Genomic DNA, 17,221 nt, shown 5'->3' with positions numbered 1-17,221 from the left:
CCGCCGGGGAAGTCTTACAGGCCGGCAGCAGCGCGCAACGAATCGGCGCGGTCGGTCTTTTCCCAGGTGAACGTGGTGAAGGTGTCTTCGCCCACGGTCTTGGTTTCCGGGGTGCGACCGAAGTGGCCGTACGCAGCGGTTTCCTGGTACATCGGGTGCAGCAGGTCGAGCATGGTGGTGATGGCGTATGGACGCAGGTCGAACACTTCGCGAACCAGTTTGACGATTTTGTCGTCGCTGATTTTGCCGGTGCCGAAGGTGTTCAACGAGATCGAAGTCGGCTGGGCAACACCGATCGCGTAGGAAACCTGGATCTCGCAACGCTCGGCCAGGCCGGCCGCGACGATGTTCTTGGCCACGTAACGACCGGCATAAGCCGCCGAACGGTCAACCTTCGATGGATCTTTACCGGAGAACGCGCCGCCGCCGTGACGGGCCATGCCGCCGTAGCTGTCGACGATGATCTTGCGACCGGTCAGACCGCAGTCGCCAACCGGGCCGCCGATGATGAACTGGCCAGTCGGGTTGATGTGGAACTGGGTGTCCTTGGTCAGCAACTCGGCAGGCAGCACGTGCTTGACGATCAGCTCCATCACGCCTTCGCGCAGGTCTTTGTACGACACTTCAGGGTTGTGCTGGGTCGACAGAACAACGGCGTCGATCCCGACCACCTTGCCGCCTTCGTAACGGCAAGTCACTTGCGACTTGGCGTCCGGGCGCAGCCAAGGCAGCAGGCCGGATTTACGGGCTTCGGCTTGCCGTTGCACGAGCTGGTGCGAGAAGGTGATCGGTGCTGGCATCAGCACGTCGGTTTCGTTGCTCGCGTAGCCGAACATCAGGCCCTGGTCGCCGGCGCCCTGATCTTCAGGCTTGGCACGGTCGACACCCTGGTTGATGTCAGGGGACTGCTTGCCGATGATGTTCATCACGCCGCAAGTGGCACCGTCGAAGCCGACATCGGAGCTGTTGTAGCCGATGTCCAGAATGACGTTACGCACGATCTCTTCGAGATCGACCCAGGCCGACGTGGTGACTTCACCTGCGATGATTGCCACGCCGGTCTTGACCAGCGTCTCGCACGCCACACGGGCGAACTTGTCTTCAGCAATGATGGCGTCCAGCACCGCATCGGAAATCTGGTCGGCGATTTTGTCCGGATGCCCTTCAGACACGGACTCGGAGGTGAAGAGGGAGTATTCGCTCATCTCGATGTTTTCCTGAATTTACCGATGGTGAGTGTCGCCAGCCGGCCGCTGAAAATGGCGGACCTGAATCTGGAAACCATTACGTAAGCCTACATAGAGGCTTTCCCCGGGAACGAGTCCCGCAGCGGTGGCCCAACGGGCCAGATCGTCCTGTTCAAACCCCAACCATAGATCACCGCAGGCCTCCCTGGCCCAACTCTGGTTGTGGCTACATAACTCTGTCACTAACAGGCTACCGCCTGGTTGCAGCAAGCCGGCCATGTGCTTGAGCGCTTCGGCCGGTGCGGCGAAATGGTGCAGCACCATGTTCAGTACAACGCAATCGGCGGTCAGGCTTACGCCATTCAATGCATCGGCCAATTGCAGGCTGACGTTAGTCAGCCGTTCACGTTCACAGACCTGGCGCGCCAGTTCGAGCATCGCCGGGCTGTTGTCCAGCGCCGTGACCTGGGTGAAGCGGCGCGCCAGTTCCGGCAGGAAACCGCCATCGCCGGGGCCGACTTCAATCGCCGTGGCGCCTTCGCTGAAGCTCAGCTTGTCGAGCAGCGCCACCACGCTTTCGCGGTACTGCGCCAGGCCGGCGATCAGGTCTTGCTGGGCGCGAAACTTCTCCGCCACCCGTGAGAAAAAGTCCTGGCTGGCCGCCGCCCGTTGCCCGTGTACCTGAGCGATCCGCGATTGCACATCGGCCGGCAGGGTCAGGTTGTCCACTTCGTCCAGCAAGGCTGCGTGCAGCTTGCCGCCCAGCAAGTCGGTGTGGGGCAGGGCGCGACGGTAGAAAATCGCGTTGCCTTCACGGCGGGTCGCCACCAGGTCGGCCTGGGCCAGGACCTTGAGGTGGTGACTCATGCCGGATTGACCGATGCCGAAGATCTGCGCCAGTTCCAGTACGCCAAACGAATCGTTGGCCAGCGCGCGCAATACATTCAGGCGTAGAGGATCGCCACCGGCCTTGCACAAGGCCGCCAGCTCATCGCAATCGTCATGTTGAATGGAAGGCACGCGTAGATTCATAGGGCCAGCAGTCTAGTGATGGTCAGAAAGCCTCGCAAGAGCAATATCAAAAAGTTTTGATATTGCTCGATAGATGGCACTTCTCAAGGCGCTGTTGTCTCTACAAACGAATAGCAGAAAGGTTTCACCCGCCGAAACCGTCGTTATCCATTGGAAAAACGTCTCTAGATGACTATCTGTCATTGCCCCGAGGCGGGTGGGTGAGGGAAAATGCTCGCCTTTTTTCCGTTTCGTTTTATTCAAACCCTAGGAGATCAGCGATGCCAAGCCGTCGTGAGCGTGCCAACGCCATTCGTGCCCTCAGCATGGATGCCGTGCAAAAAGCCAACAGCGGCCATCCGGGTGCCCCTATGGGTATGGCGGATATCGCCGAAGTGCTGTGGCGTGACTACCTCAAGCACAACCCAAGCAATCCATCGTTCGCCGACCGTGACCGCTTCGTGCTGTCCAACGGCCACGGCTCGATGCTGATCTACTCGCTGCTGCACCTGACCGGCTACGACCTGTCGATCGAAGACCTCAAGCAGTTCCGCCAACTGCACAGCCGCACCCCGGGTCACCCGGAATTCGGTTACACCCCAGGCGTTGAAACCACCACCGGTCCACTGGGCCAAGGCCTGGCCAACGCCGTGGGTTTCGCCCTGGCGGAAAAAGTCCTGGCGGCGCAGTTCAACCGTCCTGGCCACAACATCGTCGACCACCACACCTACGTGTTCCTGGGTGATGGCTGCATGATGGAAGGCATTTCCCACGAAGTCGGCTCCCTGGCGGGTACCTTGGGCCTGGGCAAACTGATCGCCTTCTACGATGACAACGGCATCTCTATCGATGGCGAAGTCGAAGGCTGGTTCACCGACGACACGCCGAAGCGTTTCGAAGCCTACAACTGGCAAGTGATCCGCAACGTCGACGGTCACGACCCGGAAGAAATCAAGATTGCGATCGAGACCGCGCGCAAAAGCGAGCTGCCGACCCTGATCTGCTGCAAGACCACCATCGGTTTCGGTTCGCCGAACAAGCAAGGCAAGGAAGACTGCCACGGCGCCCCACTGGGTGACGCGGAAATCGCCCTGACCCGCAAGGCGCTGAACTGGAACCACGGCCCGTTCGAAATCCCGGCTGACATCTATGCCGAGTGGGACGCCAAGGAAAAAGGCCGCGCTGCCGAAGCCGAGTGGGACCAGCGTTTCGCCGCTTACTCCGCCGCGTTCCCGACCGAAGCCAACGAACTGGTGCGTCGCCTCAGCGGTGAACTGCCAGCCGATTTCGCGGAAAAAGCCTCGGCTTACATCGCTGAAGTCGCGGCCAAGGGCGAAACCATCGCCAGCCGTAAAGCCAGCCAGAACGCCCTGAATGCCTACGGCCCGCTGCTGCCTGAACTGCTCGGCGGCTCCGCTGACCTGGCCGGTTCCAACCTGACCCTGTGGAAAGGTTGCAAAGGTGTGTCGGCTGAAGACGCCAGCGGCAACTACATGTACTACGGCGTTCGCGAGTTCGGCATGAGCGCGATCATGAACGGCGTGTCCCTGCACGGTGGCCTGGTGCCTTACGGCGCGACCTTCCTGATGTTCATGGAATATGCGCGCAACGCGGTGCGCATGGCCTCGCTGATGAAGAAACGCGTGGTGTTCGTCTACACCCACGACTCCATCGGTCTGGGCGAAGACGGCCCGACTCACCAGCCGATCGAGCAACTGACCAGCTTGCGCAGCACCCCGAACCTCGACACCTGGCGTCCAGCCGATGCCGTTGAATCGGCTGTTTGCTGGAAGCTGGCCATCGAGCGCAAGGACGGCCCTTCGGCGCTGATCTTCTCGCGTCAGAACCTGCAGCACCAGGAGCGTGATGCCGGCCAGATCGCCGACATCGCCCGTGGCGGTTACGTGTTGAAGGACTGCGCAGGCGAGCCTGAGCTGATCCTGATCTCCACCGGTTCGGAAGTGGGCCTGGCGGTTCAGGCTTACGACAAACTGACCGAGCAAGGCCGCAAGGTACGCGTCGTTTCGATGCCGTGCACCAGCGTGTTCGACGCTCAGGACGCTGGCTACAAGCAAGCCGTTCTGCCGTTGCAGGTCAGTGCGCGTATCGCCATCGAGGCCGCTCACGCGGACTACTGGTACAAGTACGTGGGCCTGGAAGGTCGTGTCATCGGCATGACCACCTTCGGCGAGTCGGCGCCTGCGCCAGCCTTGTTCGAAGAATTCGGTTTCACCCTGGAAAACATCCTGGGTCAGGCTGAAGAGCTGCTGGAAGACTAAGTCCGAAGGTTGCGTTGTCCGGGCTGGCCTCTTCGCGGGCAAGCCTCGCTCCTACAAGGGATCGTGTTGTTTTTCATGACAACCGAAAACCTGTAGGAGCGAGGCTTGCCCGCGAAGGCGTCGGCCCTGCCAGCACTGCAACCACGGATTCACCACGGTAATCGAGAACCCCATGCCCCAACCGCATCCCTACAAAGTTGCACTCAACGGCTACGGCCGGATTGGTCGTTGCGTCTTGCGTGCGTTGTTTGAGCGAGGCGAGAAGGCCGGGTTTGAAATTGTCGCGATCAACGATCTGGCAGACATGGCCAGCATCGAATACCTGACACGCTTCGACTCCACTCACGGGCGTTTCCCCGGCGAAGTGCGGGTGGAGGACGATTGTCTGCATATTAATGGCAACTGCGTGAAGGTCCTGCGCAGTGCTACCCCCGAAGGCATCGATTGGGCGTCGTTGGGCGTCGATCTGGTGCTGGAGTGCTCCGGCGCTTACCACACCCGCACCGATGGCCAGCGCTTCCTCGACGCCGGCGCTCCCCGCGTGCTGTTTTCCCAGCCGATGGCCAGCGAGGCGGATGTCGACGCCACCATCGTCTACGGCGTGAACCAGGATTGCCTGACCGGCGACGAGCTGCTGGTGTCCAACGCGTCCTGCACCACCAACTGCGGCGTGCCGCTGTTGCGTCTGCTGGACCAGGCCATTGGTCTGGAATACGTGTCGATCACCACCATCCACTCGGCGATGAACGACCAGCCGGTGATCGACGCCTATCATCATGAAGACCTGCGCCGCACCCGTTCGGCGTTCCAGTCGGTGATCCCGGTGTCCACTGGTCTGGCGCGCGGCATCGAACGCCTGCTGCCGGAACTTGCCGGGCGAATTCAGGCCAAAGCCGTACGCGTGCCGACGGTGAACGTGTCGTGTCTCGACATTACGATGCAAACCGTCAGCGACACTGACGCCGTGGAGGTCAACCGGATCCTGCGCGAAGCCGCCACCAGTGGCCCGCTCAAAGGTCTGCTGGCTTACACCGAGCTTCCCCACGCAAGCTGTGATTTCAATCACGACCCACATTCGGCCATCGTCGATGCCAGTCAGACCCGCGTTTCCGGCCCACGGCTGGTGAACATCCTGGCCTGGTTCGACAACGAATGGGGGTTTGCCAACCGAATGCTGGACGTTGCAGAACACTATCTGCACATAGCTGCTCCACTTTCTGTCACTCAAAAACAGTAACTCAGGAATTGCGACCCATGACCGTGTTGAAGATGACCGACCTCGATCTGCAAGGTAAGCGCGTACTGATCCGCGAAGACCTCAACGTCCCAGTCAAGGACGGTGTTGTCACCAGCGATGCGCGTATCCTGGCTTCGCTGCCGACCATCAAGCTGGCCCTGGAAAAAGGCGCGGCCGTGATGGTCTGCTCGCACCTTGGCCGTCCGACCGAAGGCGAGTTCTCGGCCGAGAACAGCCTCAAGCCCGTCGCCGACTACCTGAGCAAGGCCCTGGGCCGCGACGTGCCGCTGGTGGCCGATTACCTGGGCGGCGTTGACGTCAAGGCCGGCGACATCGTGCTGTTCGAAAACGTGCGCTTCAACAAAGGCGAGAAAAAGAACGCTGACGAACTGGCCCAGCAATACGCCGCCCTGTGCGACGTGTTCGTGATGGACGCCTTCGGCACCGCTCACCGCGCCGAGGGTTCGACCCACGGCGTGGCCAAGTTCGCCAAAGTCGCCGCCGCCGGCCCGCTGCTGGCTGCTGAACTGGACGCACTGGGCAAAGCCCTCGGCGCCCCGGCCCAGCCAATGGCTGCCATCGTGGCCGGCTCCAAGGTCTCGACCAAACTCGACGTGCTCAACAGCCTGAGCCAGATCTGCAACCAGCTGATCGTCGGCGGCGGCATTGCCAACACCTTCCTGGCCGCCGCCGGTCACCCGGTCGGCAAATCCCTGTACGAACCGGACCTGCTGGACACCGCCCGCGCCATCGCCGCCAAAGTCAGCGTGCCGCTGCCGGTGGACGTCGTGGTTGCCAAGGAATTCGCGGAAAGCGCCACCGCTACCGTCAAGCTGATTGCCGACGTAGCCGCCGACGACATGATCCTGGACATCGGCCCACAGACCGCGGCGAATTTCGCCGAGTTGCTGAAGTCGTCCAAGACCATCCTGTGGAACGGCCCGGTGGGCGTGTTCGAATTCGACCAGTTCGGCAACGGCACCAAAGTCCTGGCCCAGGCCATCGCGGACAGCTCGGCGTTCTCCATTGCCGGCGGTGGCGACACCCTGGCGGCCATCGATAAATATGGCGTTGCCGATCAGATCTCCTACATTTCTACCGGCGGCGGCGCGTTCCTTGAGTTCGTCGAAGGCAAAGTACTGCCGGCGGTTGAAGTCCTGGAAAGCCGGGCCAAGGCCTGAGATCACTCAAATGACCAGGCAAAGGAGTGTTGATATGGTCAGGACGATAGCGCTGTTGATCGTCGCGGTGTCGCTGGCGGCTTGCGGGAGTAACCCGAAAGCCAAGCCGGACCCCGCGCCGTCTGCGCCGGCGGATAGAGGCTGTTACCAGGCCGACTGGCAGGCCGAAACCAACCCGGTGCTCAACAAGCGTTCCGGGCCCGATGGCCTGGACAAATACGAGACACAGACCCCGGCCAAGGAACATGGCTGCCCTTGACGGGTCTGACTCTTTACTCAAGGCTGGCGGCGTGCGCCGTCGGTCGAGGAACATGGATGAAAGGTTTTATCGCCGTCATGGCGCTGGCACTGCTGGCAGGTTGCTCCAATTTCAACCTGTTCAACACCTCGGCGCCTGCGGACAACTGGACCACCTGGACCTGCGACAGCCAGGCCAAAGTGCTCTGGCGCTACACCGACGACAGCCTTAGGGAAGTCGACGTGCGCCTCGGCGGGGCCGATCAGGTCTACCGCTTGAAGCTTGAACCGGGCGCCGAAGGTTCGCTGTACAGCAACGACATGCTGGCGTTTCACGTAAAAGGTGAGGAAGGCCTGGTTTACTGGGTCGCCACCAATGATTTGATTGGCCGCGGTTGTAAAGCCGAGTAATCGAAGGCTCGCGCCAAACCTGTAGGAGCGAAGCTTGCTCGCGAAGAGGCCAGCACATTCAACACATGTGTTGGCGGTTAAACCGCTTTCGCGAGCAAGCTTTGCTCCTACAGGTCATCGATGGCTCGTAGAGATTTTTGTCATACCGAATGAGCGGACCGGACCCACCCCCGATCTGCAATAACTTGAATAGCCGCCGCCGCTACGGCAGGCTGGCACGATTAACGACCCAAACCGGGAGAGACACACACAATGGCACTTATCAGCATGCGCCAGATGTTGGACCACGCAGCCGAATTCGGCTACGGCGTTCCAGCCTTCAACGTCAACAACCTTGAGCAGATGCGCGCCATCATGGAAGCCGCTGACAAGACTGACTCCCCGGTGATCGTCCAGGCTTCGGCCGGTGCTCGCAAATACGCCGGCGCCCCGTTCCTGCGTCACCTGATCCTGGCGGCAATCGAAGAATTCCCGCACATCCCGGTGTGCATGCACCAGGACCACGGCACCAGCCCTGACGTCTGCCAGCGCTCCATCCAACTGGGCTTCAGCTCGGTGATGATGGACGGTTCCCTGGGCGAAGACGGCAAGACCCCGACCGACTACGACTACAACATCCGCGTCACCCAACAAACCGTGGCCATGGCTCACGCCTGCGGCGTATCGGTAGAAGGCGAGCTGGGCTGCCTGGGTTCGCTTGAAACCGGCATGGCCGGTGAAGAAGACGGCATCGGCGCCGAAGGCGTTCTGGATCACAGCCAAATGCTGACCGACCCGGAAGAAGCCGCTGACTTCGTCAAACGCACCCAGGTCGACGCCCTGGCCATCGCCATCGGCACCAGCCACGGCGCCTACAAGTTCACCAAGCCACCGACCGGCGACGTACTGGCCATCGACCGCATCAAAGAAATCCACAAACGCATCCCCAACACCCACCTGGTGATGCACGGCTCGTCTTCGGTCCCGCAAGACTGGCTGGCGATCATCAACCAGTACGGCGGCGACATCAAAGAAACCTACGGCGTGCCGGTTGAAGAAATCGTCGAAGGCATCAAGCACGGCGTGCGCAAGGTCAACATCGACACCGACCTGCGTCTGGCGTCCACCGGTGCGATGCGTCGCCTGATGGCCACCAACCCAAGCGAATTCGACCCGCGCAAGTTCTTCGGCGCGACTGTGACGGCGATGCGTGATGTGTGTATCGCTCGTTATGAAGCGTTTGGTACTGCCGGTAATGCTTCGAAGATCAAGCCGATCTCGTTGGAAGCGATGTATCAGCGTTACCTGAAAGGTGAGTTGAACGCTAAGGTGAACTAAGCCTGGGCGTTAAGCTGCGTTGATAAGAAACCCGCCGAGAGGCGGGTTTTTTTGTGTGCGCGATTTTCACTTTCGGAATGGGCTGACATAAGTGCGCTGCGATGTCACTTATAGTGGAAATAGCCAAGGAGTAAACCCCAAAAGTCCGTTATAGGTGACATATATGGTTCTGTACAACCCGGCAGTATTTGCTGAAAGGCTACGCCAATTACGCCGTGCCAAAGGCTATAGCCAGCAGCAATTGGCGCAGAGAGCGAAATGCAGTCGAAAGACCATTGTGGCGCTGGAGGCTGGTGAGAATGTCGCGTTATATACGGTGTTTAGAGTCACTGCGGCCTTAGGGGTGGCGATTGAATTAGTTGATAGTCGAATCGACCTTAAATCTCTCGCCGAGTTAGTTTAGTGTAATTATGAGTCAGTTGGATAAGCCAAAAAGTTTAGGGCTGCATATAGTGAGTAAATGGATAGAAGAGTAGGGGAGCAGATTAAATAAATCTGCCCCCTTTTTAATGCTTTTCCGCTTTTCCGTTCTGATAATTTGTTCTATTTGGGTTTGTACTTCCAGTTCTTGTCCTTGGCTTTTTGCCTGTCAATATTCATACGTATGCCCGCGCCAGTCGCGCCACTTCTAGCTCCAGAGGAAGTGTCCACATTAAATGATGAAGTGACTCCCGTGACCGTAATGACAAATGTTGATCCGTTGACGGAAGAAGCACTTCCATTCAAAGTGTCACCCGTATCAAGGCTAATGTTAATGTCTGTTCCTACTTGAACGTTACCACTTGGGCTGCGTACGATGGCAGTAATTTGTTGTGAATTTTCATCGGTGCTTGTTACTTCGGCCTCGACGGCTTGACCGGAAGCGTCATTAAAGCTAAGGACGTCTCCTGATGCTATTTGTGATGATGAAAGTGCGCTCATGGTTAAATCCCCTGTTTTAAAAGCATAATAACCCAGCCAGTCGCTGAGCTCGTGAATAAGTTAGGCGTGTATTAGTCGAAATGGACCTGTTAAAAATTACAGTTTTTTATATCGTTTTGTTATTGGTGATAGATTGAATTGGCAGGAGATATTCCTGGGGGTTTTGGTTTTGGTTGAAGTGATCGCCATTTAGCATTTAAGACTGTCATGTTTTACAGGTGACACGGACAGCGGCGTTCGGTAGCGTAAAAATAGTAAATACATAAATTTTATGATTTCTGCATCTGTGAACTTTCGGGAGATTCGACGATGACTGACTTAAATGTAGTGGTATATCGAACCAGACCATTAACTGATAGGAATGATATTTTCCAAGTGTTGGGCCGGATCGAAGGCGGACTATTTGATATGGAAGCTACAATACTTGGAGTGTCAGTTGATGGGCTCGGGTCTATCCGCGCCTATGGTGCCGCACTGGCAGATAGTAATTTTTCTATCATCGTTCATTTGCAGGATGTGGGGCGATATACCTTATATGTAATTCCTATATACACTGATGGAGTGCCTCGTTACCAATTTTCATCCAAAGCGTTTGAAGTCGTTGTTCAATCCAATGTTTAAAAATCGTTAAGGGAAATGGACTTGGCCCTTTTTGTAGGGCGTATGAGCTCGATTCTTTTAATTTTGTGAGCTTTGTGGAGAGTAATATCATGGCTGACATGAATGTATTGTTGTATAGATCCAAGCCTTTAACTCAAAGAAATGACATCTTTCAGCTGCAAGGCCAGCTTGAAGGTGGGTTTCCAGATATGCTCGCTACAGTACTTGGCGTGTACATAAGCGGTGGCGGGGGGTTTTTCGCCTATGGTGCATCGCTTGCGAATAATGATTTTACTATCATTGTGCACTTGCCTGATGTAGGTTCGCATGATCTTTGTGTGGTTCCTATATACAAGGATGGAAAGGCCCTCTATCAATATACATCTGAACACTTTTAGTGTAGTTGTTCATTCTGGTATTTAGCTGTAAAGGGGGGGGGGCGTAAAAAAGGGTTTGATTTATTTAATCGGTTTCCTTATGCCAACTATCCTATTGGCCTATTTTGGAAAAGGGGACTGGAAAAAGGGGGCAGATTTATTTAATAGGTCTGTCCTCTCATGACAACTGCCGTATTGAACTTTTCCGCCGGTCGTCCCTGTGCTCGTTCTGTTGCTTATTTGTTGTGGCCTCGTTGCACAACATGAAGCGGATGGTTGGGCAATACAATGCGTGCTGTTCTGGGCATATAGCCACCTACTTCCATGTATGTTGCAGGAAGCGTAGCAGGCGGTGGCGGAAAATGGTCTATGGATTTGCTGTAAGCTTTTGTATCATATCTTATCGCTCTGTTATCGAAAAATTGTATTAAGAACTGTTATTTCTTACAGGTGATTGTTTAGGGGGAGTGGTTGTCGTTAGGCATGAAGGTAGTGGATAAATAAATCCGTCCCCTTTTAATGCCCTTTTAATGCGAGCAGCATTTGGCGCAGAAAGCGAGATGCAGTCGAAAGACTATTATGGCGCTGGAGGCTGGTGAAAATGTCGCGTTATATACGGTTTTTCACAGCGGCCTTAGGGATGGCGCTTGAAATAGTCGATAACCGTATTGATATTAAAATCTAGTTGAGTTGGTTGAACATGATTACTAGTCGATCAGCTCAACCAATATTTAGTTGTGGGGCAGATTGAATAAATCCGTCCATTTTTTTTGCGCGGATTTAATATGGTGCAGATTGTTATGATTTAAAACGTTCAGGTACTTCGTTTACGATGTTGTATTTTATCGCCTCCCATACGCTCATTCCCGGGATTTCTTTCTTGGTGGAGCCGATACATGCCATTGCGATTTGAGCGCGTATTGTCGTGTGGTTGAACTCGTGTTCTACGTAGGCGGTGTATGAGTTCTGTGCGGCTGCGTCCGCCGAAGGGATGTTGGCTGCATAGTCATCAGGTGAGTTGTAAGAATCACCAGTGCCTACTTCGATAGATGCGACCCATACCCTATTAGTTGCTTGGTCTACGATTTGAGAGTTCCATCCGGTCTCGCCTGTATATGCTGGTTGATTGGCTAGATTTTCCAACATTTCCTTTAGGAATGGGGCGCAATTTTTTATTCCATTAACGGATCTTTCGCCATAATATTTTGCCATGTCTTCACCTTTTCGCTTATGTTGGATTTGATGATATGTGTATTAAGCTAGTTGGAGGGTGTAGGTTTGGTGTTGTGGCTTTTTTTGCGTTTACTTTAAAAAAGTGTAAGGGAGAAGATTGTTTATTGAACCTGTAAAATCTGACAGTTTTTTATATCTTTTTGCGATAAAAGTTTACTGGTTAGGAGGGTTTCAGCGGGTGTGAAGCAATTAATCGATCCTTCGATTTTCAAGCATTAAAAACCCACACACATGTGGGTTTTTAATTAATGCCTATTAATCACTGGACTCAAGGCGTATCAAACCCACGCCGCTCAATCACCCGAAACACGTCCCCCACGTCCCGCAGCAGGATCAAGGCGATGTTGGTGACGGTGTTGATGTCGATTTCGGCGTAGTCCGGCAGGCTGGTGCAGGCCATGAGGTTGAGGTATTTGACGACGGCGTTGAGGCGTTCGCTGACGCAGTTGTGCAATTCGCGGATCGGGGCGTCGCTGTCGATGAGCAGGACGGGGTAGTCGGTAGCGAATTGGGACATGGGGGTGAAGCGGCGCGGCGGGTTGTTCGTTGTCATAAGTAAATCTTCCTGTGCATAAAAGAAGAGCTACTACTTTTCGCTGCGAATCGAATGGGTGGTAGCTGCGTGCGGGTTCGCAGACCGAGGCACAAGGAACCCGGCAGACCCGAAGGTCTCCCACACGCAGCCACCATAAAACGAACTGCGGGCGTTAAAACGACCATCGTTTGTTATGGGGCTTGGTTGCCATTGTGCTGTAGGGCTGCGAAACCCTATCGCCGACTGCTGTCAGCGACGGGGCGAACTATAAGCGGCGACTTTGATGGCTGCAACCGGGGTGTAGGACGGCGCATAACCCTTGTGGCGAGGGGGCTTGCCCCCGTTCGGTGGCGCAGCCGCCGCAAAACCGGGCGTTGCGGTGGGGCTGTAGGAATGCGGTGGCAGGTGGATGGGGCTGCTTCGCCGCCCGGCGGGAGCAAGCTCCCTCGCCATAAAGGCATTATTCCTACGGGATTTGCGGAAGGCTTGAGATTAATTGGGGCTGCTGCGCAGCCCAACGGGGGCAAGCCCCCTCGCCACAAAATGCCTCATCGGACGCTCTGCGTTGGGCTCTGGATGGGACGCGGAGCGTCCCGGGCTGCATTCCTTTGCTGCGCGTGGGAACGATCAGGGCAGAAGGCTTACTTGTCGTGATCGATATCCAGCTTGCTGAACGTCACTTTCCCACCCTCGCTGGTATACCCGGTGTGGTCCTGCACATACACGCCCGCCTTGAAATACAGCGGCTTGTCGCGCCACGTGGCGCTGATGTTCGAATCCCACTGATAACCCGCCGCACTGATACCCAATTGACCGCCCGGGCTCAGGTGCAGGAGGTAGGAAAACTCCTGATCCAGCTTCACGCCGGTGGCGATGGTGATCACCCGCCCTTCGCCGTCATCGGGGTGCATGCGCACTTTGGCGACGATGTTGCCCGTTTGCGTGCTGGTCTTGAATTGATATTCAAGCTTGATCAACGGTTTCTGGCTTTCATAGGCGTGGATCTGGCCGATGACGATCTTGCCGGAGCTCGGCACCTGGTTCACCGCGAGGGTGGCGCGCAGGGAATTGTCGGCGTCCGGGTAGAGCCAGTTGCGCAGGGTGCCGTTGCTGTAGGTTTCGCGAAGTTCGGTGCGGGGGTATTTGGCGTTTGCGGTTTTGGAGCCGGTGACCGGGGACCAGAAGAACAGGGTGCCGGTGTCGGAATGGAAGTATTGGTCCTTGAAACCCTTCACCAGTTTGGCTGTTTCGACGGTGTAAGGCGGATTGCCGACAGGAACACTGAGGTTCCATGTTGCGAGATCGATCATAGACAAAGCTTCCACGAATTCATGCTGCACGCCCGTGCCACAAGCTCTAGCACGGGCCTTGGAGGGCTGCCTTTATAAGCGTAGTCGCGTGCTTTGTTAATGCCCGCCGGGCAGAAGATTGACGTCAACATCCTGTCAAAAAGCCATCTTTCCCGGTTTTCGGGGGCTGTAGCGCCGACCGTTAGTCGGGTTATGGACGGTTTGGTTACATGATGGCGCGATGATACCTACTGCTTTTTCGGATCCGGGTCTAGAGTGAAGGCGTAGTATTTGTCCGGTTTTCACGAGAAACCGGCCTGTCGCCCCGAACAAGAGAAGCAGCATGGAATGCGCGCAACCCACGCCAAGTGAAGGCAGCTCTGTCCTTTTAATCGTTGATGATTACCCTGAAAACCTGATCAGCATGCGCGCCTTGTTACAGCGCCAGGACTGGCAGGTCATGACCGCCGCCTCGGGCTTCGAGGCCCTCAGCTTGCTGCTTGAACACGATGTCGACCTGGTGCTGCTGGATGTGCAGATGCCGGGCATGGATGGTTTTGAAGTCGCGCGGTTGATGCGCGGCAGTCAGCGCACCCGCTTGACCCCGATCATTTTCCTCACCGCCAACGAACAGTCCCAGGACGCCGTGATCAAGGGCTACGCCAGCGGCGCGGTGGATTACCTGTTCAAACCCTTCGACCCGCAAATCCTCAAGCCCAAAGTCCAGGCGTTGCTGGAGCATCAGCGCAATCGCCGGGCCTTGCAGCGCCTGAGCCACGATCTGGAGGTCGCCCGCGCCTTTAACGCCTCGGTGCTGGATAACGCCGCCGAAGGCATTCTGGTGGTGGGTGAGGACGGTCTGATTCGTTTTGCCAACCCGGCGATGTCGCGGCTGCTCAATGCCACGGTCAAGGACCTGCAGGGCCGGGAGTTTCTGGATTTCCTGCAAAAACCGCACATCCCAATCTGGGCCGATTCCGACCTGTATACCGGTTACAAACGCGGCGAAACCCTGCGCCTGCACGACGCGCTGCTGCGCACGGCGCCGGGCCAGCAGGTGCCGGTGGCGTTGTCCTGCGCGCCGCTGCCCTCCGAGCAACACGCGATGGTGGTGACGGTGCTGGACATGTCGGTGGTGCGCCATCTGCATCAGCAACTGGAGTTCCAGGCCGTCACCGATCCGCTGACCGGGCTGCTCAACCGCCGTGGTTTCCACCAGACCGTGGAAAACCTGCTGCTGCGCGGCGAACGTTCCGACAGTGCCTGGGTGCTGTTGTACCTGGACCTGGACGGTTTCAAACGGGTCAATGATTCCCTCGGTCACGACGCTGGGGACCGGGTGTTGCGCTGGGTGTCCGAGCAGTTGAAGGCCTGCCTGCGGCCCTTCGACATTCTGGCGCGCATGGGCGGCGATGAATTCACCGCGCTGCTGGACCTGGAGTTTCCGGAGCAAGCGGCAAAGATTGCCGAGAAGCTGATCGAGCGGGTGTCGATCTGTCAGCAGATCGAAGGGTTGGACATCGCCCTCGGCGCCAGCATCGGTATCGCCACTTACCCGGATTGTGGTTCCAACCTCGACGGTTTGCTGCGCGCGTCCGACATCGCGATGTACGAAGCCAAGCGCGCCGGGCGTCAGCAATATCGCTTCTACGATCACGAAATGAATGGCCGGGCGCGTTCGCGCTTGATGCTGGAAGAGAGTGTGCGCACCGCCATTGAGAACCGTGATTTCAACCTGGTGTATCAGCCGCAAGTGGCGATCAATGGCGGGCAGACTCGCGGTTTCGAGGCGTTGCTGCGCTGGCAGCACCCGAGTGTCGGCGATGTGCCGCCGGGGCTGTTTTTGCCGTTGCTGGAAGAGGCGCGGTTGATCAGTCGCCTGGGCAGCTGGATTTACCATCGCAGCGCCAAGCAGCGTAAGGCCTGGGAAACCTTGTTCGCCGAGGACCTGGTGCTGGGGGTGAGTTTGAGCAGTACGCAATTCGGCATGCCGAACCTGGTCACGGAGTTGCGGCAAACCCTGGAGCGCCATGCATTGCGGCCGAGCCAGATAGAAGTCGAGGTCACCGAAGAAGCGTTGATGATCAACCCCGACGAAACCCGCAAGCAGCTGCGTTTGCTGCGCAATCTGGGGGTGCGGGTGGCGCTGGATGACTTCGGCTCAGGGCCGTGTTCGCTGGCGCATCTGCGGGACCTGGAGCTGGACACTCTCAAGCTCGACCGGCATTTGATTGCGCGGCTGCCGGAGTCGACGCGGGATGCCTCGCTGGTGCGCACGGTGATCGATCTGTGCAAGCAATACGGTCTGCTGGTGATCGCCGAAGGGGTGGAAACGGTGGCGCAATATGACTGGCTGCAGGCCAACGGCTGCGAGTATGTGCAGGGTTTTTTGGTGGCGCGGCCCATGACCTCCGACGATGCCGGCGAATTTGTGCAGCCCTTCGACTGGAGCGCGCTGCACCGCTGAATTCGCTACACTGGCGACCTTTTCGTGATTCGTGTTGCCCGCCCAATGACCGCGTTGAAATACCTCCAGGCCTATCCCGCTGCGTTGCAGGACCAGGTGCGCCAGTTGATCGCCGACGGTCGGCTGGGCGACTACCTGACCCAGCGTTACCCGCAAAAGCACGCGGTGCAAAGCGACAAGGCGTTGTACACCTACGCCCTGGACCTGAAGCAGGAATACCTGCGCAACGCCCCGGCCATCGACAAGGTGTTGTTCGATAATCGCCTGGACCTGACCCACCGCGCCCTCGGCCTGCACACCACGATTTCCCGGGTGCAGGGCGGCAAGCTCAAGTCCAAGAAGGAAATCCGCGTGGCGTCGCTGTTCAAGGAAGCGCCGTCGGAGTTCCTGAAAATGATCGTGGTGCATGAGCTGGCGCATTTCAAAGAGTCGGATCACAACAAGGCGTTCTACAAACTGTGCGAACACATGTTGCCGGGGTATCACCAGGTGGAGTTTGATCTGCGGGTGTATCTGACTTGGCGGGATATGCAATAAGGAGTGTCCGGATGGACGTCAGCAAAACCAAAAGCAGCTTCTACCGCCGGCTATACGTGGCGTACCTGATCGACAGCGGACTGGCCAGCAGCGTGCCGACCCTGACCGAAGTCACCGGCATGCCTCGGCGCACAGCCCAGGACACCATCGCGGCGTTGGCGGATCTGGACATTGTTTGCGAGTTCGAGCAGGAAGACGGCGCGCGCAATCATGCGGGGCGTTACCGGATTCGCGAGTGGGGCGCGATTGATCGCGGGTGGATCGAGCGCAATTTGCGGCAGATTAAAGCGGTGTTGGAATATCCCTGAGATTTGCAGCGCCTGGGCTGACGCCTTCGCGGGCAAGCCTTGCTCCTACAGGTATGGCGTCGTGCATAAAATCGCGCGAACCTGTAGGCGCGAG

18 protein-coding genes are annotated in these 17,221 nt (G+C 57.2%); 12 read left to right on the top strand and 6 right to left on the bottom strand.

The genetic code is table 11. The features are described from left to right. Positions 1-14: 14 nt before the first annotated feature. Positions 15-1,205, bottom strand: coding sequence for a methionine adenosyltransferase (gene metK / locus FQ192_RS17465; protein WP_149659687.1), 1,191 nt, complete (start codon positions 1,203-1,205; stop codon positions 15-17). Between the two features lie 18 nt (positions 1,206-1,223). Continuing rightward, the gene (locus tag FQ192_RS17460; protein WP_149659686.1) at positions 1,224-2,219 is read right to left on the bottom strand and encodes a metalloregulator ArsR/SmtB family transcription factor; all 996 of its coding nucleotides are present in this window, start codon (positions 2,217-2,219) and stop codon (positions 1,224-1,226) included. A 260-nt stretch (positions 2,220-2,479) separates the two neighbouring features. On the opposite strand from FQ192_RS17460, the gene tkt reads away from it, so the two are divergent. From tkt to FQ192_RS17425, 7 genes are all read left to right on the top strand, one after another. Continuing rightward, the gene (gene tkt, locus FQ192_RS17455) at positions 2,480-4,477 is read left to right on the top strand and encodes a transketolase (RefSeq protein WP_149659685.1); all 1,998 of its coding nucleotides are present in this window, start codon (positions 2,480-2,482) and stop codon (positions 4,475-4,477) included. A 172-nt stretch (positions 4,478-4,649) separates the two neighbouring features. Continuing rightward, entirely contained in the window at positions 4,650-5,714 is a 1,065-nt protein-coding gene (gene epd, locus FQ192_RS17450) for an erythrose-4-phosphate dehydrogenase (RefSeq protein WP_149659684.1), read from the top strand. Between the two features lie 17 nt (positions 5,715-5,731). Next, positions 5,732-6,895: a phosphoglycerate kinase gene (locus tag FQ192_RS17445; protein WP_149659683.1), complete on the top strand. Its 1,164-nt coding sequence runs from the start codon at positions 5,732-5,734 to the stop codon at positions 6,893-6,895. Positions 6,896-6,929: 34 nt separating this feature from the next. Further along, positions 6,930-7,154, top strand: coding sequence for a hypothetical protein (locus tag FQ192_RS17440; protein ID WP_149659682.1), 225 nt, complete (start codon positions 6,930-6,932; stop codon positions 7,152-7,154). A gap of 56 nt (positions 7,155-7,210) precedes the next feature. Beyond that, positions 7,211-7,543 (top strand): MliC family protein, encoded by a 333-nt coding sequence (locus FQ192_RS17435; RefSeq protein WP_149659681.1) that lies wholly within the window; start codon positions 7,211-7,213, stop codon positions 7,541-7,543. 252 nt (positions 7,544-7,795) lie between these two features. After that, entirely contained in the window at positions 7,796-8,860 is a 1,065-nt protein-coding gene (gene fba / locus FQ192_RS17430) for a class II fructose-bisphosphate aldolase (protein ID WP_054044249.1), read from the top strand. A gap of 163 nt (positions 8,861-9,023) precedes the next feature. Next, complete coding sequence (locus FQ192_RS17425) at positions 9,024-9,263, top strand: helix-turn-helix transcriptional regulator (RefSeq protein WP_149659680.1); 240 nt, start codon at positions 9,024-9,026, stop codon at positions 9,261-9,263. Between the two features lie 140 nt (positions 9,264-9,403). On the opposite strand, the gene FQ192_RS17420 is transcribed toward FQ192_RS17425, so the two are convergent. Then, entirely contained in the window at positions 9,404-9,781 is a 378-nt protein-coding gene (locus FQ192_RS17420) for a hypothetical protein (protein WP_149659679.1), read from the bottom strand. A 309-nt stretch (positions 9,782-10,090) separates the two neighbouring features. Between FQ192_RS17420 and FQ192_RS17415 the strand changes: the two genes are divergently transcribed. Together FQ192_RS17415 and FQ192_RS17410 are read left to right on the top strand one after the other, a co-directional pair. Continuing rightward, entirely contained in the window at positions 10,091-10,402 is a 312-nt protein-coding gene (locus tag FQ192_RS17415; protein ID WP_149659678.1) for a hypothetical protein, read from the top strand. 89 nt (positions 10,403-10,491) lie between these two features. After that, the gene (locus FQ192_RS17410; RefSeq protein WP_149659677.1) at positions 10,492-10,779 is read left to right on the top strand and encodes a hypothetical protein; all 288 of its coding nucleotides are present in this window, start codon (positions 10,492-10,494) and stop codon (positions 10,777-10,779) included. 777 nt (positions 10,780-11,556) lie between these two features. Here FQ192_RS17410 and FQ192_RS17400 read toward each other — a convergent pair. The 3 genes from FQ192_RS17400 to FQ192_RS17385 all read right to left on the bottom strand — a co-directional run bounded on the left by FQ192_RS17400 (position 11,557) and on the right by FQ192_RS17385 (position 13,836). Further along, the gene (locus FQ192_RS17400; protein ID WP_149659676.1) at positions 11,557-11,970 is read right to left on the bottom strand and encodes a hypothetical protein; all 414 of its coding nucleotides are present in this window, start codon (positions 11,968-11,970) and stop codon (positions 11,557-11,559) included. Between the two features lie 289 nt (positions 11,971-12,259). Continuing rightward, entirely contained in the window at positions 12,260-12,544 is a 285-nt protein-coding gene (locus FQ192_RS17395; RefSeq protein ID WP_149659675.1) for a fructose-bisphosphate aldolase, read from the bottom strand. 623 nt (positions 12,545-13,167) lie between these two features. Then, positions 13,168-13,836, bottom strand: a complete 669-nt coding sequence (locus tag FQ192_RS17385) for a polysaccharide lyase family 7 protein (protein WP_149659674.1) — start codon at positions 13,834-13,836, stop codon at positions 13,168-13,170. 322 nt (positions 13,837-14,158) lie between these two features. On the opposite strand from FQ192_RS17385, the gene FQ192_RS17380 reads away from it, so the two are divergent. Genes FQ192_RS17380 through FQ192_RS17370 form a run of 3 tightly spaced genes read left to right on the top strand, consistent with a single transcriptional unit; the run spans position 14,159 to position 17,127 of the window. Further along, positions 14,159-16,282 carry a bifunctional diguanylate cyclase/phosphodiesterase gene (locus tag FQ192_RS17380; RefSeq protein ID WP_149659673.1) on the top strand — a complete coding sequence of 708 codons (2,124 nt, stop codon included), beginning with the start codon at positions 14,159-14,161 and terminating at the stop codon, positions 16,280-16,282. A 45-nt stretch (positions 16,283-16,327) separates the two neighbouring features. After that, complete coding sequence (locus FQ192_RS17375) at positions 16,328-16,819, top strand: M48 family metallopeptidase (protein WP_149659737.1); 492 nt, start codon at positions 16,328-16,330, stop codon at positions 16,817-16,819. A gap of 11 nt (positions 16,820-16,830) precedes the next feature. Beyond that, positions 16,831-17,127 (top strand): helix-turn-helix domain-containing protein, encoded by a 297-nt coding sequence (locus FQ192_RS17370; RefSeq protein WP_123404302.1) that lies wholly within the window; start codon positions 16,831-16,833, stop codon positions 17,125-17,127. Positions 17,128-17,221: the final 94 nt, after the last annotated feature.

Origin of the sequence: Pseudomonas sp. ANT_J12 (assembly GCF_008370045.1) — a bacterium.
GTDB lineage: Bacteria > Pseudomonadota > Gammaproteobacteria > Pseudomonadales > Pseudomonadaceae > Aquipseudomonas.
This window is presented reverse-complemented; position numbering and strand designations above follow the sequence as displayed.